The sequence below is a fragment of the Chitinophaga sp. 01L420 genome, assembly GCF_056399985.1.
Genome location: NZ_JBFTSK010000026.1, coordinates 1 through 21,951 on the forward strand (window position 1 = coordinate 1; position 21,951 = coordinate 21,951).

Sequence of the window (21,951 nt, forward strand, 5' to 3'; positions counted from 1 at the left end):
CTGGTAGGGCTGAACGAATACAAGTTAAAACGCGGGTTTAAAGAAACCTTTAATGCCACTGTGTTTGAATATTTAACCGGGCAGCGGTTGCAATTGGCTAATCAATACTTACTGGATACAGAGAAAACATCAGCAGAAATAGCATATGAATTAGGTTATTCCACACCTCAGCATTTTAATAATGCTTTTAAAAAGAAATTTGGGGTCACCCCCAATTCGGTTAGAATTAATCCGTAAAATGCAATCCGCTCCCTTAGCAACTGCCTAATATTGTAGTACAATTTAAAACACTTTATTATGGACAAGCAATTGACAGTAACGGAATCTATCAGTATTCATGCTCCCGCTTCCAAAGTGTGGACCGCTATCACGGATAAAGCAAAGATTAAAAGTTATTTTTTTGGAACAGAGGTAGACAGCGATTGGAAAAAAGGTAGCCCGGTGATCTGGTCTTGTGAATGGGAAGGAAAACATTATGAGGAAAAAGGAGAAGTGTTGGATGTGGAGAAAGGAAAGTTATTATCGTACAGTTATCTGAGCTCTGGCAGGGAAGATGTACCGGAGAATTATTCGACGATTGTTTATCGCCTGGAAGACAAGGGAAGTGATCATACCCAGTTTTCTATCACCCAGTCGAACTTTGCCAACCAGGAAGCCTGTGATCATTCAAAGGAAAACTGGAAAACAGTGTTGACCGGCCTGAAGAAGGTAGCGGAGGGCGTTTAATATTAAAGAATAAAAAAAGATTTGGGGAGATGTAAGCGGATATTTTCGTTTGCATCTCCCCAAATCTTTTTTTATTCTTTCTATGTCAAAGAAAACTTTTGTCCCGCTCCCGACAAAAAATCGCACGCGAACAATAACAGGACTTCTGGTGTTCTAATATCCTGACAATTCCTACCAAACAATCTAAAGGTATTAAAAGCACTACATATGAGAACCTTATGTACTTTAATCGTAGTATTATTTGTCTGTGTTACCTCCTTTGCCCAGAAACCACGCATCATCATTCTGGCTACAGGTGGTACCATCGCGGGAGAAGGAGCATCTGCTGACAGGGCGGCTTATACGGCAGGTAAGGTACCTATTGAATCGTTACTGAAGGCTGTTCCGGGTATTGAAAACATTGCGACTATTACCGGGGAACAGATTGCCAATGTGGGCAGTCAGGATATGACGATCGAGATCTGGCAGAAACTGAACAGGCGTATCAACGAAATATTTGTCCATAATGAAGCAGAAGGAATTGTGATTACACATGGTACCGATACCCAGGAAGAAACTGCCTATTTTCTGAACCTGACCGTACGCAGTGATAAGCCGGTAGTACTCACCGGGTCTATGCGCCCCTCTACAGCCATCAGTGCAGATGGTCCCAAAAATTTATATGATGCCGTTACGGTAGCTGCCAATACCAAATCAAATGGACGCGGCGTAATGGTGGTTTTTAATGAAAGCATTTTTGATGGCCGCGATGTATCCAAAGGCAGTACTACCAAAGTAGATGCTTTCCGGTCTCCCAACCTGGGGCCTATAGGACAGGTATATGACGGTAAAGTGATTTACTACATGAGTCCTATGCGCAAGTCCGACAAAGAAACACCCTTTAATATTACCGGAGATAAAACGCTGCCTAAAGTGGGGATCGCATATATGTATGCAGATGCCGAACCGGTGGCCATCGACAACTTCGTAAAAGAAGGGTATAAAGGCATCGTGATTGCGGGTGTAGGCAATGGTAATTTCAACAAAGCTTTTTATGATGCTATTGCAGCAGCGGTGAAAAAAGGAATTGTAGTGGTAAGGTCCAGCCATGTAGGATCCGGCAGGGTAACACAATATGATGAAGTAGATGATAAAACACTGGGTACTATTGTCAGCGATGACCTGAACCCCCAGAAAGCAAGGATACTGTTAATGCTGGGACTTACACAAACCACCAACAAAGACATTTTGCAGAGTTATTTCTTTAAATATTGATCCTCCAAACATAAGCTATGGCCCTGTCTTATATCAAAACCACGGTAGCAGAGCAACGTGCGTTGCAGAAACTAAGTCCGTTTGAACTGAAGGACACCCTCATTTCACTGGCGAAAAGTAAAGCAGAAAAAAGTACGGAGATAATGCTGAATGCAGGTCGTGGTAACCCTAACTGGGTAGCTACCATACCAAGGGAAGCTTATTTCCTGCTGGGACAATTTGGTATCGCAGAATGCCGGCGTAATATGGCAGACAACCACGGCTTTGCCGGCGTTCCGGAAAAGAGTGGTATCGGCGACCGCTTCAAATCTTTCCTGGCCCTGCATAAAAGTGTACCCGGCGCCAACCTGCTACAACAGGCATACCTATACGGTATTCAGCAACATAATTTCGGAGAAGATGAATTTGTTTTTGAACTGGCAGAAAGTATTATCGGTAACGAATACCCGGTGCCAGGCCGTATGTTAGCCCACATGGAGCCAATTGTACATGATTATATTGTACAGGAAATGTGCGGAGGACAGGCGATCAAAGGAAAATTTGACCTGTTTGCGGTAGAAGGTGGCACTGCTGCCATGTGTTACATCTTCGATTCGCTGATGCAGAACAAATTGTTGAAACAGGGTTCCCGCATCGCTTTGATGGTACCCACGTTTACGCCTTACCTGGAAATTCCCGAACTGGAACGTTATCAGTTTGAAGTAGTATATATTAACGCTATCGGCCAAACGAAAGAAGGCAGACATACCTGGCAGTATCCGGATGAAGAATTGAAAAAGCTGAAAGACCCGGAAATTAAAGTATTGTTTACCGTGAACCCCAGTAATCCTCCTTCCAGGGCCATAGACCCTGCTATCATGGATAAGCTGGCGGCTATTGTGAAGAAAGATAATCCCAATCTGATGATTGTTACGGATGATGTATACGGTACTTTCGTTAACGGATTTCATTCTCTTTTATCAAAAATTCCATTTAACACGATCTGCGTATATTCGTTCTCGAAATACTTTGGTTGTACCGGTTGGCGTTTAGGCGTGATCGCTATACATGAGCATAACGTATACGATAAGCTGATCAGTGAATTGCCCGCCACGGCGAAGAAAGGGCTGGCCAAGCGCTATAACACTACCACCCTGCATCCGGAGCAGATGAAGTTCATTGACCGTATGGTAGCGGACAGCCGGCAGGTAGCACTGAATCATACCGCCGGATTATCTTTACCGCAGCAAACACAAATGACGTTATTCAGTTTGTTTGCGTTGCTGGATAAAGAGAATAATTATAAAAAGATTGCGCAGGAACTGGTACACAAACGCCTGAAACTATTATGGGATAAAATAGAACTGGAACAAATAGATGATCCATTGAATACGGGCTATTATTCCGAAATAGATATTGCTTCCTGGGCGAGTAAAATTTATGGAGATGATTTCTCCCAATGGCTGCAAAAGAAAATGCAGCCTACGGATATCCTTTTCAGGCTCGCGGAAAAAACGGCTATTGTATTACTCAATGGCGGCGGGTTTGGTGGCCCTGAATGGTCGGTACGGGTATCGCTGGCCAATCTCCCTACAGATGCTTATACGCTGATAGGTGAGAACCTGACAGAAATTATACACGAATATGTGAGCGCCTATAAAGAAGAAACAGGCAAAAAGTAGCTTTTTTTTATAATGATAGATGTACAGCGGGTAACCATGCAAGGGTGGCCCGCTGTTTTTGTAAGTACACGGAAAGATGTATTGTCATTATGTAGCATCCGTTGATGCTATACCTGACACCCGCTATGTACCTACAGTAGCACTGCAGGAGAGGTGGACTTGATGCTGGGATGACTTCCGGATATATAACCCCGATGAAATTGCATTAGCAAATGGATGGAGATCAGCACTGGCCATAGCAGCGCTGCTTCAGCACCAGGAGGTAGCTGCGGAAAGAGATATATTATTCAAAGGAAGCAGGCATAAAGGGTTTATTTATCAAAATATCTCTGGGGCAGGATAGCTTTATTCCAGTTGAATGACAGCAGGATATGCGTGTGGCCAGGTAAGTTTTGGAGGCCATATCGTCTGCTTTGGGTAAGTACGTTTATTAGCATATTTGAGTACTTGTGGCGCTGCCACCGCAATAATATCAGCGGCCATATATTGTCTGCTGCTGGATGGGCCATCTTTGTATATGGCTCTTACCTGGAAAACTACTACCAGTGATCCCTGTCCGGGTACATCCAGCGAAACATTTGTTTCCTGGAAAGCGGTATCCGGATCTATCATTAGCGTAACCGTTTCACTACCCGCCACCTGGCGTGATATAAAATCAATACGCATTGCGATCACTTTTACCTCCAGCGCAGTAATACCTTTATGCCCGGCGATGGTTTGTGCGGGAATATTTAATATTCCGTTACTGCACAGCCGTGGAGCCACCGTAAAGAAACGAACTACGCCAGTATGCCGATTGAAGCGGAAACCTGTTATGGCGGCGTGATGATCGCCGGCAGCAATGAGTAGCCTGTTGAGCCGATTGATGTGGCCGTCGTCACACGGGATATCCAGGTTACTGTAGAAAGCATGACGGATAAAAGCGCCTTTCCTGCTGGCGATGCCAAAGCGACGGGATGCGCGGCGGGTAGCAGTCGTTTGCCGTACGCTTTTAGGCATGCTACGCAGGAAGTAGTTGCCGTTGCGCTTATACCCTATGAGGTTACCAAGTTTTCCCGTAAAAGGAATGATAGACATTTGTTTTGCCATCTGAGATTATTTTGATAAGATAAAAGTAGTCTAAATATTGAATATTATCTAACGCATTTGTATTAATGTTTAATAATATTCAAATATAGTGTGGTATAATTTGATGGCAACGAATCCGGGTGTATTGGCATTTGGAGAATATTGAAAAAAGGTATTCCCCCGTTTTTCAACCTGATTCAAGACTTTCCAAACGTGGTACGCGATTTGGCCAAATCATTGTAAACAGACAACTTTGTATCATGAAAGCTCCTGTATCCAAACTCCGTCTTTTGCTATTTTCGTTGTTGATATTATGTGGTACCACATTACAGGCGCAGCAATATACCGTTGCTGATGATGGTTCCACCATTAAGTTTACGATCATCAATCACCTTGTTTTCACCAGTACGGTGAATGGCTATTTCAAAGGATTGAAAGGTAATATCCGTTTTGATCCGCATGACCTGAAGTCGGCCGTGATAGATGCCACCGTAGCTGTTAATACCATCAGTACCGGTATTGGTAAACGTGACAGGGATTTGCTGGAAGAGAAATATTTTAATGCAGGTAAATACCCGGTGATGCGGCTGCTTTCCACTTCTGTGGCGGCTACCGACAAGCCCAATACTTACCAGCTCACTGGTGCACTAACAATTAAAGGGGTGACCAAAACGATCTCCTTTCCCTTTACAGCCGTGGTAGCTGCCAACAGCTGCCAGCTGAACGGGCAGTTTGTCATTAACCGTAAAGATTTTGGCGTAGGACCTGATAATGCCATTGATGATAAGCTAACAGTAGTGCTGAAGGTACTCGCTAAAAAACAGTAACGACTATACGATATCGGCCCGTTGATATCGTATAGCCCGTATGCCGCTACTGACCTTGTTTACAAGGGTTGTGAAAAATGATGCGCGGAAATATGAAATCCCTGCCGGTGATACACCCGGTGTGCCGGGTGCAGCGAATGACCGGAATCCAGTTGCACAGAGCGCAAACCTTCTGCTTTTGCCAATGCTTTAATATAATTCAGCAGCAATCCTGCATAGCCTCTTCCCTGATACGCGGGCAAACAGGCCAGATCATCTATATAAATCACCTTACCACTATGTAATTTGTTCATATGCCGGAAGCCTGCGAAAGCCACTACTTTGGAAGGATCTTCGTCTGCCGTGATATATATCAGCTGGTAGTCTTCCTGCTGCATTTCCTTTATCTGCGCCAGCAGATTTTCCTTTTGTAAATGTGGACGCAGAAAAAGAATCACTTCTGTGCATGCCTGGAAATCGGCGTCGGTATTGGATTTTTTAATAGATGGCATAAAGTGATTTTCAAATTACGAACTATGAATTGTCCCAAAGTTTATTTACCTGGTACGCGGCGTGAGGATATCCCAATACGATCCCAGGCGTTAATAACATTGACAGCCATGATCAGTTCGGCCGTACCTTTTATGCCGAAATGCTGTACCGCCTTTTGATAGGTGGCTTCTGTAAGTCCCTGCTGGGTGATGAAGGTGACTTCTTCAGTGATGGCCAGGATGATTTTTTCTTCTTCACTGAATTGTGGAGCTTCGCGCCAGGCGTTGAGCAGGTATAAACGCTGCTCTGTTTCTCCCATTTTACGGGCATCTTCTGTATGTTTATTGATGCAATAGGCACAACCATTGAGTTGTGATGCTCTTACCCTGATTAATTCGTGATGGAGAGGTGAAATGCTGGTGGAGGACAGGTAGCTTTCCAGTCCCAGCATCGCTTTGAATGCAGCCGGATCTACTTCTTTCATTATAAAACGTTCCGTCATGATGCTTCTTTGTAACTTAAAAATTATGCTACAAAATTACTTTGTACTGGAGTATCTTAGTAGTCCACTTAACAATTGATGAGTAGTCCAGATGCTTCCATTTAAAACGCTTATAGAAACAGATAAATCGCTGAAGCTGCCGGTGTATCAGCAAATCGCCAACCGTTTGATAGGGTTGATCCAGGAAGGCATCCTGAAGCCGGGCCTCTTCCTGCCCGGCAGCCGGATATTGGCGGAGCAGCTGGCATTGCATCGTAAAACCGTGATCGCCGCATACGAAGAGTTGATCAGCCAGGACTGGCTGGTAGCAGTGCCCCGAAAAGGGGTGATGGTTGCCGCCAATTTACCGGTGATCCGGCCCCGTAGTTTCCGGAAAACGGTATCACCTTATGGTAGTGAAGCAGCATTTGCCTTTCATACAGTGCCTACGGTGCCGGTGCCTTTACCGCCTGCCACTACCGGCAACCTATTGGTGGTCAATGATGGATTTCCGGATGCCCGCCTGGCCCCACTCGGCGCCTGGGTGCGGGAATGCCGCTCCGTTATAGAAAGCCCCCGCTATTACAAACTCCTGATGTATGGCAATGCTACCGGCAGCGAAGCATTGCGCCGGGAAATGCAAACCTATCTTACCAATACACGGGGACTCAGCATCACCATCGACAATGTGATGATTACCCGGGGCGCACAAATGGCCATTTACCTGGCTGCTGCCATGATCATCAAAAAAGATGACTATGTAATTGTTGGCAGTCCGAATTATTTTTTCGCGGACCTGTGTTTTGAACAACTGGGCGCCCGGTTAATATATGTACCGGTAGATGAAGATGGTATTGATGTAGATGCTATTGAACAGTTATGCAGCAGTAAAAAAATAAAGATGTTGTATCTGATTACACATCATCATCACCCTACTACCGTTACGTTGAGTGCTGCCCGCCGAATGAAGCTGCTGGAGGTGATACGGAAATATAAGTTACCTGTTATTGAAGATGATTATGACTATGATTTTCATTATAGCTCTGCGCCCATTTTGCCTTTGGCCAGTGCAGATCATGGGGGTAATGTGATTTATATTGGCTCTTTTACCAAATCATTGGGCTTATCTATCCGCATCGGTTTCATGATTGCACCAGCTGATTTTATTGAGGGATCAGCATCCCTGCGCCGCCTCATGGACCTGCGCGGAGATAATCTTACTGAACAGGCACTGGCCAATCTGCTGGCAGATGGTACCATAGAAAGACACCTGAAAAAGTCCAATAAAGTATACCGGGAGCGGCGCGACCTGCTTTGTGAGCTATTACAATCGCGCCTGGGAGATGCCGTGCAATTTACAGTGCCTACCGGCGGTATGGCCATTTGGTTACGCTTCTCCAAAAAAATATCCCTGAAAAAATTATCAGAAAAAGCAGGCAAAATGGGAATGCGGATTACTTCCGGCGAGCAATATCATTACGGTACTACTTCGCAGAATGGAATACGGTTTGGTTTCGCGTCGCTTAATAATAAAGAGTTAGCTGAAGCGGTTGCGATACTGGAAAAGCTTGTTAAGTAAAGTTTTTGTCTTACTCAGGGTTACACTGACTTCTTAAATTTTAATACTTTTCTGTCATGTTCCATGTCCGAAGGTTTTTAAGAACTCATCTTTCTTACGCCGGGAAACCGTTACACAACTGCCATTTTGCAGTTCAATCTGTCCGCCATCTCCTTTTATGTAGCGCTTGATATAGTTGAGGTTAATGATATGAGAGTGGTGCGTACGAAAGAAAATATCGGTAGGCAATAACTCCTCAAATTCTTTAAGTGTACGGCTGGTGAGTAATTTGGACTGATTAGTGAAATAGAGGCAGGTGTAATTACTTTGGGCCTCCAGGTGTATGATATCACTTGTGTTGAAGAATAGAAGCCCGTTGAGGGTTGGGATGGCGATTTTACTGAGAGGATATGCAGCGCCCAGGTTTAGCTGCAACACTTCCAGCTTTTTTTCTGTCGGCCCCTGTGATTGTCCATTTACTCTTTTAATAGCTGATCTTAGTTCTTCAATATCAATGGGCTTAAGCAGATAGTCAAAAGCTGCATATTTGATAGCTTTGATGGCATATTGATCATAAGCCGTAGTAAAGATGAGATTAAAATTTTTATGTGGCAGTTGATTAAGCATTTCAAAACCGTCCATGCGGGGCATTTCAATATCCAGGAAAACAATATCCGGTTTTTGTTCTTTGATCAGATGGAGTCCATTCAATCCATCAACGGCCTCCCCAATAAGCGCTACGTCCGGGCAATAATTAAGCAGCTTTTCCCTGAGGGCAATGCGACCTTTTTGTTCATCATCTATGATAATTGCTGTAAGCATTATTGTATTTTTAAAAGGACCTGTACTCTTGTACCTGCTGCTGCTCCCTTATGCCTGAGATCAGTTACTACTACTGAAGCATTGTCTTCGCTATTAAAAAACCTGACCCTATCCTGGCTCATTTCCATGCCGTAAGATTTAGCTCCCCTGGGAGATCCGCTTTTGAGGAAATTCCGGCCAACACCATTGTCTTCAATCACGTACTCAATGTACTCTTGCTGCTTGGTAATCGTGATCGTCAGGTTACCATCATTATCTTGCCGGTTCTTCAGGCCATGTAAAATAGCATTTTCCACATAGGGTTGCACAATCAGGGGGGGCACCTTATAATCATCCTGTAATAGCGCTTCGTCTGTCATTATAGAAACCGTAAATTTATTTTCATACCTGAGTTGTTCCAGGTCGATATACAGTTGCAGTGTTTCCAGATCCCGGGTGAGTGTGACGGTATTCTGTTTCGAACTATCAAGAATGTTACGGAGGAGCTTAGCAAATTTATTCAGGTAAACAGTCGCGTAATATTTATCATTACTTTGTATCAGTGCGTCAATACTATTAATGCAATTGAAAATAAAATGTGGATTCATCTGTGCTCTCAGCGCCATCATTTCTGTTTCCGTAATCTTTTGTTTCAGGGCTGCTTCATAACGGATGTTACTAATTCTCCTGCGAACCACCCATAAAACAATGCCGGCTATAGCCAGCAGGCAGCCGGTGCGAAACCACCATGACTGCCACCAGGGTGGCAGAATGGTGAAGGCCAGTGTAGTAATTCCCTGGCTCCATTTTCCATCACTATTGGCCGATCGCAGTTGAAAGCGGTATGTACCTGACGGGAGACTGGTATAACTGGCTTCATTATTATTACCACTATTAGTCCAGTTATCACTGAGCCCGAGCATCCGGTAGGCAAACTGATTGTTTGCACTGTTTGAAAAACTATTCACTGCAAATTGTAAGGTGATAAAATTCTGTTGGTGATGTAATACAATTTCATTCATCGTGTGTGTTGAATTATTCAATGGCCATGCAACGCCATTTACCTGCATCGCAGTGATGAGTGGGTCCGGACTGAATGTATTTTCCCTGAGCGCCAAAGGGTCAAATTTTATGATGCCTCCCACTCCACCAAATAAAAGGGTACCATCATCTTCAGTAAGCGCGCTGGCGGTATTGTATTCAAGAAAACCAAGGCCGTTATCCAGGTCGTAATGCTGTACCTGGTAATTTCCAGGATCCATTTTATACAGGCCGGTGTTGGTGCTTACCCATAAAAAACCTTTACGGTCTTTCTGAATAGCATAACATACGCCGGAGGTATTTGCGGTATTAATGGTAACATGCCTGATCACTTTTTTCCTTTTGAAATCATATTGGACAATACCATTGTCGGTGGCTATCCAGAATAAATCTCCATCACGCAGGAGGTGCCTTGTATTAGGCGAGTATTGTCTTACAGCTTCCTGGATTTCAAACCGGCCCGTTGGGTAGTCGTATTTTATGAGGCCTCCACCTGTGGTACAGATCCATACTACGTTATCCTGATCTTCATAAATATACCTGCCGATATAAGCATTTTGCTGTAGTAATTTGTCTGAACAACTTGTCCAGTGATGGTCTTTCAACGAAAAAAATGCGGGGCCGTTTTCACCGGTAATAAAAAGACTGTCTGCATTTTTTAACTTATGCACACAATACAGTTTTTTTGCGGTGAGCAAACTATCATCGTCCAAGAGATAGAATTGTTGCCTTTTCTTATCAGACCGGATTAGCCCTCCCCAACTGGCTATCCAGAGTTGATGGTCATCTTCTGTAATATCGTAAATGGTATTGTCTGCTGTACCAAATGCTGCAAATGCAGGGTAACGGTAAAAATGGTTTGTAGCCGTATCCCATGTCACCAATCCTTTATTCTGAGTACCTGCATAGTGTTTGCCATCTTTATCTTTATAGATATCAAAAATCATATTATCGGGCAGCGTAGCGGCATTCAGCGGTTCGTTAGTCAGGTTGCCAAATTGATATTTCAACGGATCATATTTAGCGATACCGCCACCGCTAAGGCCGCACCACATCATATTTTGCCGGTCACGGAACAGGGATAATACAAAATCTTTTCCCGGGGTACGATCATCATATCTGTTGTGTACGGCGGTTTGTATTAATTGTGAACGAGCATTAAGCCGCATAATGCCATTCCCTCTTGTACCTATCCATAAGTTGCCGGTGCTGTCTGTCGCAAAGCAACCAATACCTCCGGCAGTGGACAGAAACGGATGAATATTCTGTGCTGCTTCAAGTGGGGTGTTTATATAGAAACATCCTTCCGTTGACGTACCAACCCACAAAGTATTCCTATAGGAAAATAATTCTCTTATTTCTGAAAAGGAATGTTGTATAGGTACCGGCTGCGCTTCATAATGACCGTTCTGCAGTACTATGCAAAACAAATGTTGCGATACTGCTACTATAATTTTTCCCTGATGCAAAACAATGCTGCTTACGAGAGACCGGTTCTCCTCATCGCCAAAAAAAGTATGGATACTTTGCGCTTCCGTATTCATTTGCAATAGCCCGTTGTTATAGGTAATGATCCAGTATTCATTTTCCCGGAAGCTGACAATTTGCTTTATGGGTATCTTTTCCAAAAGGGTCGCAAAAGGGAAAAGTTCACTGACCCTCAGCAGGGAATCCCTTTCAGTGTAATAGATACAGGCACCGCGGACAGTACCCACCCACAATAGTTTTTTATAAGGATCAAAAAAGAGCGATGAAATATAGTTAGAAGGTAATTTTTTACCGGCATCATTTTGCGGTAGAAAAATTTTAAACTGTTTACCATCATATCGGTTAAGGCCATCCTGCGTACCAAACCACATAAATCCTTCTGCATCCTGTGCAATGGCAAAGCAACTGTTCTGAGACAGACCGTTCTGAGAAGTATAATTTTCAAAAAACAATCCACTGGTCTGAGCTGCCAGCAAGTGATAACTCAATACCATAAACGAGAGCAGGCAATATCGGGGTGTACAGCTCAAGCAGGTGATTTTCTCAAAATTACTACTAATTCCGGACCTCTCTATTCGGAAAGGTGATAATACCTCAGCACCGCATAATAATCGGCATAATTGACCGGCGGACTACTGCTTTGCCTGGCCCCGGGGATGATATTAGCGGCAGGTGCAATAATAACCCTGATCTTTCTAAAAGTCACCGGATTAGGATAAACGAATCCCTTTAGATCCGACGTAAATAATCTCAATTCGTAAATACTTGGAGAGGCACTTGACTGATAAAGATAAAAACGCGTTTGATAAATAGGGCCAGGACCGGCACCAGAACCGATACCAGGCGAGGGATACCATGCCGTGGTAGCTTCCGGATAAGGATTATAATAAACAAGAATAAGGCTGGAGTCTATTCTACCTGGTGAAATATCCTTCAGATAAAGCCTAAGTAGTCCTACAAAGCTTTGCGATTCAAATGTATACATCGTAACACTGGCGTTCCCTTGCGGGCCCTGAGGTCCTTGGGGGCCATCATCTCCTTTTTTGCAGGCTATAAAGCTGAGCAGGAGGAAGGCAAAAAGATAGTGTTTCATTTTATCAGAGTTTAGTGATTGGGAAAATTTATCCCCTGACTGTTGGGAAAAGTTGCTCGCTATGGATGCTGAATAACGTCTCTTATATATTTAAACCTGGGATCGTTTGCACCATTGATAAGATCAATATTAAGTTTATCGAACTCCCCTCCGTTGAAAAAGCCGTTGTACCAATCGCTGACAATAGCAGCTTGTTGCTCCAGATTGTAGGTGTCATATGGTTTTTCCGGTGGCCATTCATAAGGGTATGGGTTAACGCCAAACTGCTCACATACGGCATTTGCAAAAGCCCCCGCTATAAATGTCTGGGAAAGAGTTGTGTGATAAATTTGCCAGGCATGTACCAGCTCATGTATAAGCACTTCGCCATATTTCAGCATAGTACCGTTGGTGGGATTTGTTTGATTTACCAGATATTTCCGGGGATCAGCAAAACCGTCTGCTCCCATATTGAGCGTGATCAGCGAACCGTACATCGGAAAAGTAAATCCCCGGTGGTTAGCGCCAGTGGTATCCGTTAGTAATATCGAATTTCTCGGCGGAAGCGTATTATTAAAAATTAATTGGTTGGCCCAATTGTATTCTTCCTCGCCTAATTCTTTCTGGTTAGATCCAATCGCAATCACAGCGCCTCCGGCGATAGCATAGAAGGTACCATAAGGCCCCATCATCCATAATGTGCCGTTGATAATACGTGCACCTGTTTCGAATGAGCCGGTAACTGCCAGTGAGCCTAATTCAGTACCCAGGAAAATAATAAATCCGATGAACTGCGTGGGGATAAGTGCGAGCCCCAGTATCCAGGAGAACACTAACTGGATGCCGTCTTCAATGGTACTTACAATACTGCTGGAATAATCTGTAACAGTATCTATCCAGCTATTAATAAATTCTTCAAAAAACTCTGCCACCACAGGGCTGGACATTGTTTCATGGAGAATATCTTCTCCTCTGTGATCAATCAAACCGGATTTCCGGAGCAATATTACCTTACCGCTTAAAGTAGTGATCAGCACTGCAATCCTGTAATCGTAATGGTCCCTGCCTCCAATGCTGCTATTCTTTACCTCGCATCGAAAATTCACCTCACCACTTCTGTGCAAAACTACTGTTACAGTTGCACCAAAGGCATACCATCCGTCGGAAGTGATCACTCGGGTTAGTATCACGGTATCTTTGTCCGGCATTTCCCAACCTCCGGCGCGACCGTACATCTTACGCAACAAGCTGATAAGACAATGATCACCGGGCTGAAACCGTTGATTTAACGCGGTAAGACAATAAGGCGGAAAATATGTTTCACCTAAAAGTTTCTCCTGCCGTATAATGGCTTGTTTAACTGATAACATGATCTGGTTTTTTAAGTTACCGTAGCGACACCAGCACTGGAATGTATCCCTGTCCGTTGGCCAGAGGTTTCAGTGCTTTACCTATCACAGCACCAAATGCCCTCACCGGATCTGATGCTTTCATAGCATGTCCCGGCGTAAATGAAGTGGTGAGCAGGTCCCCAGTTTCAATAGCACCGTACTGCGCATCTACTTTACAAAAAACCTTTCCCATCAGCGCAAGTGGTTTCCTGGCGTTAACTGATTGCTGCTTATCCAATATAATTCCGGGTCTGTAAGTGCCTGCCCCGGATATGATCCCCGCAACGCGTTTATCATATTCGTTTGCACTTACCCGGAGAAAGTCTTCTTCTCCCAATATCATTACAGTGCCGGGTTCCGCATCCACTTCATTTACCACATTAAAATCTTCCGCGAAGTCGGCCCCCTGGCAGCAGATATCTCCATCTGCGGTTATGTTACCTGTTACGTGAACATTGCCTTCGAAAAATCCGGCATGCCCTCCCTGGCCTTCCTTCTTCGCAAACAGTGCAGCGCCGGTTCCTACGGGGTTCAGGTGAAGGGCAGTGATGGCGTGTAAACGTGGCGATCTTGTTTCTGCGTGGAGCGCTTCAAAGGTTTCACTTTCCGCCCATATGCCGATTCCTGATTTACTTTTACCAACTACTCCTGTATTAGTTTTACTTTCTCCCCATACGCCAAATCCGGCGTTACTCTGGCCCTCTACAGCGGTGTTGGTTTGGCTTTCGCCCAGTACTCCTCTTCCGGAGGTACTTTTACCCAGAACACCAATACCGATCCCCTTCTCTATTTTGGGCCCCTGGTGATGTACTTTTCCTTCGGCTTCCCCATGCGGGATGTCCTGATTAAGAACCGAAAGGGGTGGCTGATCTTTCGACTCTCCATATACCCCGATCCACGCCTCACTGAAACCGATAACACCGGAGCCTTTTGCCGATTCCCCATGTAACCCGGTTCCTGCATAGCTCTTGCCGTACACACCGGTTGACCGCTCTGATTCGCCATGTACTCCCAGCCATACTTTACTCTTGCCAAATACACCCGTCAGTTGATCAGATTCGCCCTGTATCCCGATCCATTCTTTACTATGACCGTATACCCCGACTGATTTCACAGATTCACCGGTTACCCCCGGTCCCTCCGGACTAACACCCGCAACACCTGCCTGCTGCGGTGCATCCGAAACACCTTTTACCCCAATATATTTTTCGCTTTCGCCATAAACACCAGCTGTATTAGGCTGGGTGGCTTTGCCATACTGGCGTTGGTTAAACGACCCAGGCTGATTCTACCTTGTTGCCATACGTATTTATCAATGCGGCGACCACGGGCATCTGTCTGGTAAGGATCAATATTACCGCTGGCAGAGATATTCAGCTTGTCGAACAAGTTGGTACGTGCATATAAACTGAAGGTGGAAAGTTTGAAGGAATCGGCTACCAGGTTATAGCTGCCGTTGATCCCAAAACCATCCAGCAGTTTTATTTTTCGTTCATGGTTGCCCGTAGTATCTTTTTTGGAATATACTTTCATCTCCAGGTTATTGTCCAACCCGAAGTTCAGGCCACCAAAAGAACCAGGAGAAGGCACGCCGATAATGGCGCCGTCATATACGGATACCATAGTTTTGTCACCGGCCTTGTTATATTGCAGTTCCTTATAAAGAGTGGGATTCAGATCCGGCCGGTAGCTGGCGCTCAGAGTAGGGCGCATCACATGCCGGATGGCTTTTATTTTGGAATTTTTATTGAACGTGTACATGCCATACATGGCGGTAGACAACGACATGCTGGCGCTGACATCACGGGCAGTGAAAAATCCGGCTTCATAACTGGTGTCAATAGCGCCATTCATCTTCAGCCCGGGATTGTATTTATCATCTTTCCATTTACGGATAAACTTTTTCGTATACCAGTACTCGGTATAGTTAATGCCCGGAGATAAGGTAAATGTTTTAAATACCGGTATAGAAAAGGAAATCGGGATATTATGTTGCATACCCGTTTGCATGGCATCAAACATGGCCTGTTTGCCAAACAGGGAATCTTTGAAGTTAGCCTGGTTACGCAAAACAGTATTATAGGAAACGCCTATTTTTTCGTACCATTTTGGGCTGCCCACCATTTCTTTCCGCTGGAATGGATAGATAGTATTGACAGTGAAGGTACCATCCGGGAAGGAAACGGATACATCGCGGGTACTGAGGTTTTGCGAATGGTTCAACCCCAGCGTCAGGTTGTAAGGTTTCCCTATCCAGGTTTTGGAGAAAGTAATAGATGATCCGATATTATTATTTACACGGGTATTATAATCATACACGTTGTATTTGTTATAGGAGGAGGTCCCGAAGTTGACCGCTGCTCCGAAGTTAACGCCGGGACGGGCTTTGCTGTCCATGCTGTGATTCCAGGTTACCCGGAAATCTTTAGAGGTACTGAATTCTGATGTCACTTTAGGATCGCCGAAGCGGGTATTGGCAAAGCTGAAGTTCAGTCCTCCGTTGTATTTGTATCTTTTGCGGTAAGTGGGGCTGGCAGTGAGGCTCCAGCTGCCGTAGGAATAGATATCCCCGCGCATGGTGAGATCGAAGTTTTCGCCCAGGCCCAGGTAGTAGCCGCCGTTTTCGAGCCCTATTCCTTTTTGTTGATTGACTACGTACTGCGGTGGCAGTATCCCCGACCGTTGTCCCTGTGTGAGTGGGAAAATGGCGAAAGGAATAAACAGGGGAGTAGGGATGCCTTCAATTTCCAGGTTAGCCGGACCGGAAATCACCAGTTTGTCGGGGATGACTTTTATTTTGCGGGCGCGGAACTGAAAATGTGGTGTGTCCAGGTCGCAGGTAGTAAAAGTGTTTTTAAAGCCGAAGATGGTATTGTCGGGCATTCGTTTCGACTGCTGGCTGCCTATATATGCTTCTCCGTATACGGAGCGGGTATGATAAATTTTTGCTTTGCGGGTGTTGATATTAAACAGCATGGTATCTGAGTCAAAGCTTTGACCGTTGTCTGTCATCACTGGCCTGCCATAGGGTTTACCGGCGGTATCCACCATTTTAGTTGCTTCTACCATGCCTGTTTCCTGGTCTACGGCTATCCGTTCCGCCGTGATGCCGGTTTCTTTATATTTGGTGTCGGCATTGCCGTACAGTAGTATACGTTTTTTGGGTATCTGCATCACGATAGAGTCCTTGGCTTTGTAGTGGATAGGAGCATCCATTGTGTCTTTGGACAGGCGTATAGGTACGGTATCAATGTGCATAGAATCAGCAGGAATGCTGTCGGTAGCATTCCCAATGTTAGCATAAGCATGATGTGGATTCCCGGAGGCCATAAGAATAAAGGCAATCAGTAATCCTGAAAGAAGCTGGCAAATGAATTTCATGTACGTTGCGGATAGCATCCGATTAGCGAAAATAATACCGGAATATGTATGTTTGTCTTGTGGAATCAGTTACAAAAAGGATACTGTTATGGAGCATTTAGATGAAAAAGCTTGCAAATCCGCTGGCATGGCGGTTCGGGATACGCTGGAAGCTATCAATGGTAAATGGAAGCTGCTCATACTTTTAACATTACATAAAGGAGGTAAGCGCCGTTTCCGGGAGTTGGTGAAAGAAATTAACATTTCTCCGCGGGTGCTTTCGAAAGAATTGCAGGAGTTGGAAATGAATAAACTGATCAGTCGTACCGTATGTGATACCCGGCCGGTTACAGTAGAATATGAGTTGACGCCGTATTGCAAAACCTTGTCCGGTGTGATTACCGCCATGAAAGAATGGGGGGAGCAGCATCGGGTGGAGATATTCGGGAAGAAAGCGGAGTAGTAACCCTCTGTTACATCATGTTATAAAAAGAAGAAAGCTATGGTCGCAACATGTTGCGACCATAGCTTTCTTCTTTTAGCGCTCTTAATAAAATAGGATGTTCAGGAAATTTCTTTTATCACCCGGCGCTGGTTTACTGGCCAGGAACGTACTCATTTGTGAGGAACTGAGTACCACACTGAGGTTTGTTTTAAAGGTGTTGAATAATGCCGGTTGTTGTTGCTGATAACTCGTTGGATCTTTCCTGGTAGCTAATGCCAGGGTTCTTTTCGCATTCAGGTAGTCTGCTATGATTTTGTTTACCTGCGGCTTTTGCGTATCCGACACCGTTATCTTTTGTAGAAAGATATGGGTGAAGTCAATTTTCGAAACGGCTTTTACCCGATCTGCTTTTATGATATCCACCGCGCGGGGGTTACTTTGTTGTGCATATATATGATGAGCACAGAACAGGGTAATAACGGCTATTAATAATATCTTTTTCATTTGCTGTTATTTTGAATTAAAAATTATTGATGACTCCACGTGATCCATCCCAGTGCATCACCAGCCGAAACCATGTCATAAGAGGTGCCATCTTCCTTACGTACAACATAAAATCCGGGAGAATCCGCGGCATACGGAGGCGCGGTTTTTCCGGTGGCCAGGAGAATAATAGTGGACAACAGATCCGGTGGATTTACCACAGGAGAACCAAAATCCAGCATGTCAAATACGATACGATCGCCATCAAAAAAAGTATTGGAAATACCACCTGAGCCTAAGTAAGGATAGTTGTCATCGATACCCAGGAAGTAAGGAGATACAATATCCATGAAGTTGCCGCCGCCTACACCTACGCCACCAGGATAGAAAACAAACCGGAAGTAGTTGCCTCCCGGGTAAGTAAGCTTCAACAGGTTATAGGCATCATCCACGCCCTTTACATGAAAGCCCGCTGTGGCCAGCCATGGATTGTCACTGCCCTCGATATAGAAATTTACCGCGATATCAGCTTCCGGCGCCAATGGGGCGAGGGCCGGGGAAATAGTAGCGGCAGTAGTGCCGTTGATACTGGTGCTGATGGTTTTCGAGGCGGCATTCCATACCAGGTTGTTGAAGCTCTTGATGGTTTGTCCGCCTAAGGTTACCGGTGTTTCCAGTACAATGTTATGTGCGGTAGACTGGAAAGCTACATTAATCAGCTCCGGATGACTGGCTGATTTAATATTAAAGGAACGTCCGCCTATGCCGGGCGTTAATTCAAATGGTTCTGTACCGCCGGTTACCTGTTTGAAGTAGGTCAGGATTTTATTGAAAGTATTATAAGCGCCAAATCCGGCAGTGGTGAATATCTGTTGTTCCTCCTGCGTGGCTTTCACGAGGATGGCATCGCTTTTATTCAGATTTCCGCGGAGATGGATGGTATCTCCTAAATCAGCTGCCGCGATATTGTCGGCAAATGAAAATTCAAAGTCAGTACCCCAGCCAAAGCCATAACCAAAAGGACTGTTGGATATAGATGCATCCGGATCACAGGGCGTATGCACATAGCTGTAGGTATCAAAGATCAGCGTAGGACGCTGGGTGGCTTTGATAAAGTAGGAGGAGGTATTGAAGGTGGTAGACATCGGCAGACTAAAGTCTGAGATCATCGATACCTTATCGCTCTTATCAAACTTCATGTAGTAAGAGAAGATGACTTTGGGACCGGTTTGTGTGACGCCTCCATTAAGAGCGGTACCATTAGTATACTCTGTGAGCACCCATCCGTAAGGTGCATCAACGAGCTTTTGCTGATAGGCTGCCAGGGCTTCTGTGAGCCGCTGGTCGGTAGATTTACCATCTATATTCAGATCCGATTTTCTGTCACAGCCAGAGAACAGGGCAGTGATGCAAAGCAGATATATCGTTAGTTTTTTCATAAATAATAATTCAGATGATACAATTATTGGAAATAGGCAGTCAGTGCACGACGGCATCTGCGTTGCAGTGCGTAAAAGTCTATGGACCATGCTCTCGCATAATAATCCACTACCGCTGCTTCTTTGGCCCTTAGTAAGGCATAAGAGGCGGAGTTGGGACCACCGGTTTGTTCTGCCATTATTTTTTCGTAATCATCATAGCCGGATTGACCATTCCTGCCACCTATCAACATGGTTGCCACCATTTCAACAAAGTCTTCTCTCGGATCCGACTCTGCATAGGCGGAGATAAATCCCTCCTGCCGGGCAGTCTGATCAGCAATATTGTACCAGTTGCCGGTGTAGTGAGGCGTAATTTGTTTGAAAGAAACCGGGAACGCAATGTTCTGGTTCAGGATATGCCCGAATTCATGGTGCATGGTATGTCCCATTTCTTTCAGTATAGCGGAATCTTTTGCCAGTCTGCTGAAGCTATTGATCTCATACAGCAGCATAGCAGTGCCACCTTCTGCCTGACCTAAAATGATGGAGCCGTTACTTTGGTATTGTCCGCTGCCTGCCATTTTAAGTACTTTAGGGAGATATTTTCTTAAGAAGACCGTACTGCCGGTTTGGTCGTTGTAAGGTGCGAATGCCACTGCCAGCAATGCTTTCAGGGAAGGGATTACCTGTGCTTCCTTTGGAGGAACAATTTCATAAGGAAAATCCAGTTGCCCCGGTTGCCATTTATAGTATACCGCAATGTTATAAGGGATGGTGAGACTATCATAAATAAATACATCACTGGGTGTGGTGGCGGTAGAGTCGCCACCCAGTCCTACGGGGATCACATCCAGGTGCGCGTTTTCCTTTTTACAGGCGCTCCATCCTGTTGCGAGCAACAGTAACAGCATTAGTTTGGGAAATATATTCAGTTTCATGGTGTTCATTTTAGAAAGGTTAAACCGGATGTTGTTTATCTTGGATTGAGTGCCATACCATCATTGACAGCTTCGGGTGGTAATTGCAACAATCGTCTTTTATCGCCGGGTACCAGTGTGGTACTGTAGTTATTGGCGCCGGTATGTATTACCGGTATATCCAACCGCAAAATATCCAGCCATCTCAGTCCTTCCTGCAGATAGGTTATCCGTTTCATGTCCAGCACCGTTTGTATCATGGAGGCGTCCTGTGACAATCCATAAAATGCGATGATTTTATTGACGGTGACATTATGCGCTGCCGGTGTATAGCGGCTAACATTTTTGCTGATCCATATATTGATGTCTGCGATGGCTGCCGGGTAATTTTTTAACCGGATATTGGCTTCAGCCCTGTTCATCAGCACTTCTTCCATACTAAATAAGGGTTGTATTTTTAACTTATTGGTGAATTTAGGAAAGTTGAAATACTGGGGACTGGCACCATATATACTGATGGCATAGAAGCCACCGGTTACGTTGTCGGAGTTTAACAATTCCTGATTCAGCGCCGTCCCGATACCATAACGATAGGAATAATAGTTGTCCATGTATTTTGATCCGGGTGCTTCCTGCAGTAAAATGTTGGCAGGGCTGTTGGAGCTGGTGTAGTTGGTGACCATGTCATCGTACGACATGCCATAAACGGCTACCTGATCACGTATCAGCGATGCAATATTTGCGCTGCCAAAAACAGCGGTGGCATGTGTTACTACTTTATCGTATTCCCTTTTGAATAAATAGAACCTCGCAGCGAATGCGTGTGCTGCCTGCGCGGTGAAGTGGAATTTGGGAGCATCACCATACATTTTATCCTGGAGTAGTGGTAGGCCAGCCGTCAGATCACTTTCTATCTGCTTATAGTCGTTGGCTACTGTGCCTCTGTCATATTTAGCGAAAACGGATTTGCTTACTTCCGTAATATAAGGTACACCCGGATCGCTGGCAGCGGTAGCCGGATTGTATGCTTTGGCAAACAGGGTTACCAGCATGAAATGAGCATAGGCTCTGCATACCAGTGCTTCTCCCTTTTGTGCGGAAAAATTGGCGGCATCCGGTCCGTTGCAATAAGTGAGTGCCTGGTTGGCAACGGCAATAGCGGCGTAGCAGGAATCCCAGTAAGCTACCGGGGAATCTTCTGTCACGGATTCAGGATCCTGGTATTTGAATGTTTGCGAATTGATCAGGAATGTTTGCTGATCTATTCCCACACCATTGTTTCCTTTATCTTCCACGTTATCGCTCAGCGCTTCGCAGAATAACATGTAGGTACCATGCGGATAAGCGGTGGTGAGCAACTGGGATACCTGTTCCGGTGAAGTAATCACGGTCCTGTTATCCGGGAGGGTTTCCAGGTATTTTTTACAGCCTGGCAATGACAGGATACCAGTGATCAGACCTATATATATCAGTAGTTTTTTCATAA

20 protein-coding genes are annotated in these 21,951 nt (G+C 44.9%); 7 read left to right on the top strand and 13 right to left on the bottom strand.

Annotation, left to right across the window (positions count from 1 at the left end; translation table 11 throughout):
- The 4 genes from AC1DP6_RS22640 to aspD form a co-directional block, all read left to right on the top strand.
- The coding region (locus tag AC1DP6_RS22640) for a helix-turn-helix domain-containing protein (RefSeq protein ID WP_477056858.1) at positions 1–237 on the top strand (237 nt) is incomplete at its 5' end.
- 60 nt (positions 238–297) lie between these two features.
- Positions 298–726, top strand: coding sequence for an SRPBCC family protein (locus AC1DP6_RS22645; RefSeq protein WP_477056859.1), 429 nt, complete (start codon positions 298–300; stop codon positions 724–726).
- A gap of 207 nt (positions 727–933) precedes the next feature.
- On the top strand, positions 934–1,980 hold the full coding sequence (locus AC1DP6_RS22650; protein WP_477056860.1) for a type II asparaginase: 1,047 nt from the start codon (positions 934–936) through the stop codon (positions 1,978–1,980).
- A gap of 17 nt (positions 1,981–1,997) precedes the next feature.
- On the top strand, positions 1,998–3,641 hold the full coding sequence (aspD, locus tag AC1DP6_RS22655) for an aspartate 4-decarboxylase (protein ID WP_477056861.1): 1,644 nt from the start codon (positions 1,998–2,000) through the stop codon (positions 3,639–3,641).
- A 345-nt stretch (positions 3,642–3,986) separates the two neighbouring features.
- Here aspD and AC1DP6_RS22660 read toward each other — a convergent pair whose 3' ends face one another.
- On the bottom strand, positions 3,987–4,730 hold the full coding sequence (locus AC1DP6_RS22660) for a hypothetical protein (RefSeq protein ID WP_477056862.1): 744 nt from the start codon (positions 4,728–4,730) through the stop codon (positions 3,987–3,989).
- 239 nt (positions 4,731–4,969) lie between these two features.
- Between AC1DP6_RS22660 and AC1DP6_RS22665 the strand changes: the two genes are divergently transcribed.
- On the top strand, positions 4,970–5,536 hold the full coding sequence (locus tag AC1DP6_RS22665) for a YceI family protein (protein ID WP_477056863.1): 567 nt from the start codon (positions 4,970–4,972) through the stop codon (positions 5,534–5,536).
- Between the two features lie 59 nt (positions 5,537–5,595).
- Here the strand turns inward: AC1DP6_RS22665 and AC1DP6_RS22670 are convergent, their stop codons facing one another.
- Both AC1DP6_RS22670 and AC1DP6_RS22675 read right to left on the bottom strand, forming a co-directional pair.
- On the bottom strand, positions 5,596–6,027 hold the full coding sequence (locus tag AC1DP6_RS22670; protein ID WP_477056864.1) for a GNAT family N-acetyltransferase: 432 nt from the start codon (positions 6,025–6,027) through the stop codon (positions 5,596–5,598).
- Positions 6,028–6,068: 41 nt separating this feature from the next.
- Entirely contained in the window at positions 6,069–6,509 is a 441-nt protein-coding gene (locus AC1DP6_RS22675; protein ID WP_477056865.1) for a carboxymuconolactone decarboxylase family protein, read from the bottom strand.
- A gap of 91 nt (positions 6,510–6,600) precedes the next feature.
- On the opposite strand from AC1DP6_RS22675, the gene pdxR reads away from it, so the two are divergent.
- Positions 6,601–8,067 carry a MocR-like pyridoxine biosynthesis transcription factor PdxR gene (gene pdxR, locus AC1DP6_RS22680; RefSeq protein ID WP_477056866.1) on the top strand — a complete coding sequence of 489 codons (1,467 nt, stop codon included), beginning with the start codon at positions 6,601–6,603 and terminating at the stop codon, positions 8,065–8,067.
- A gap of 54 nt (positions 8,068–8,121) precedes the next feature.
- Here pdxR and AC1DP6_RS22685 read toward each other — a convergent pair whose 3' ends face one another.
- From AC1DP6_RS22685 to AC1DP6_RS22710, 6 genes are all read right to left on the bottom strand, one after another.
- Entirely contained in the window at positions 8,122–8,868 is a 747-nt protein-coding gene (locus AC1DP6_RS22685; RefSeq protein WP_477056867.1) for a LytR/AlgR family response regulator transcription factor, read from the bottom strand.
- Complete coding sequence (locus AC1DP6_RS22690; protein ID WP_477056868.1) at positions 8,868–11,906, bottom strand: ligand-binding sensor domain-containing protein; 3,039 nt, start codon at positions 11,904–11,906, stop codon at positions 8,868–8,870. Before AC1DP6_RS22690 ends, AC1DP6_RS22685 begins: the two co-directional genes overlap by 1 nt.
- 41 nt (positions 11,907–11,947) lie before the next feature.
- Positions 11,948–12,469 carry a hypothetical protein gene (locus AC1DP6_RS22695; RefSeq protein WP_477056869.1) on the bottom strand — a complete coding sequence of 174 codons (522 nt, stop codon included), beginning with the start codon at positions 12,467–12,469 and terminating at the stop codon, positions 11,948–11,950.
- A gap of 59 nt (positions 12,470–12,528) precedes the next feature.
- The gene (locus AC1DP6_RS22700; RefSeq protein WP_477056870.1) at positions 12,529–13,818 is read right to left on the bottom strand and encodes a hypothetical protein; all 1,290 of its coding nucleotides are present in this window, start codon (positions 13,816–13,818) and stop codon (positions 12,529–12,531) included.
- 16 nt (positions 13,819–13,834) lie between these two features.
- Positions 13,835–14,953, bottom strand: coding sequence for a hypothetical protein (locus AC1DP6_RS22705; protein ID WP_477056871.1), 1,119 nt, complete (start codon positions 14,951–14,953; stop codon positions 13,835–13,837).
- A 77-nt stretch (positions 14,954–15,030) separates the two neighbouring features.
- A complete protein-coding gene (locus AC1DP6_RS22710; RefSeq protein ID WP_477056872.1) occupies positions 15,031–17,220 on the bottom strand; it encodes a putative LPS assembly protein LptD in 2,190 nt (729 codons plus the stop codon).
- 127 nt (positions 17,221–17,347) lie between these two features.
- Between AC1DP6_RS22710 and AC1DP6_RS22715 the strand changes: the two genes are divergently transcribed.
- Positions 17,348–17,662 carry a winged helix-turn-helix transcriptional regulator gene (locus AC1DP6_RS22715; protein ID WP_477056873.1) on the top strand — a complete coding sequence of 105 codons (315 nt, stop codon included), beginning with the start codon at positions 17,348–17,350 and terminating at the stop codon, positions 17,660–17,662.
- Between the two features lie 84 nt (positions 17,663–17,746).
- Here AC1DP6_RS22715 and AC1DP6_RS22720 read toward each other — a convergent pair whose 3' ends face one another.
- Genes AC1DP6_RS22720 through AC1DP6_RS22735 form a run of 4 tightly spaced genes read right to left on the bottom strand, consistent with a single transcriptional unit; the run spans position 17,747 to position 21,949 of the window.
- On the bottom strand, positions 17,747–18,148 hold the full coding sequence (locus AC1DP6_RS22720) for a hypothetical protein (RefSeq protein ID WP_477056874.1): 402 nt from the start codon (positions 18,146–18,148) through the stop codon (positions 17,747–17,749).
- Positions 18,149–18,171: 23 nt separating this feature from the next.
- Positions 18,172–19,566 (bottom strand): DUF4302 domain-containing protein, encoded by a 1,395-nt coding sequence (locus AC1DP6_RS22725; RefSeq protein WP_477056875.1) that lies wholly within the window; start codon positions 19,564–19,566, stop codon positions 18,172–18,174.
- Positions 19,567–19,589: 23 nt separating this feature from the next.
- A complete protein-coding gene (locus AC1DP6_RS22730) occupies positions 19,590–20,486 on the bottom strand; it encodes a substrate import-associated zinc metallohydrolase lipoprotein (protein ID WP_477056876.1) in 897 nt (298 codons plus the stop codon).
- A gap of 35 nt (positions 20,487–20,521) precedes the next feature.
- Positions 20,522–21,949: a RagB/SusD family nutrient uptake outer membrane protein gene (locus AC1DP6_RS22735; protein WP_477056877.1), complete on the bottom strand. Its 1,428-nt coding sequence runs from the start codon at positions 21,947–21,949 to the stop codon at positions 20,522–20,524.
- Between the last annotated feature and the right edge of the window lie 2 nt (positions 21,950–21,951).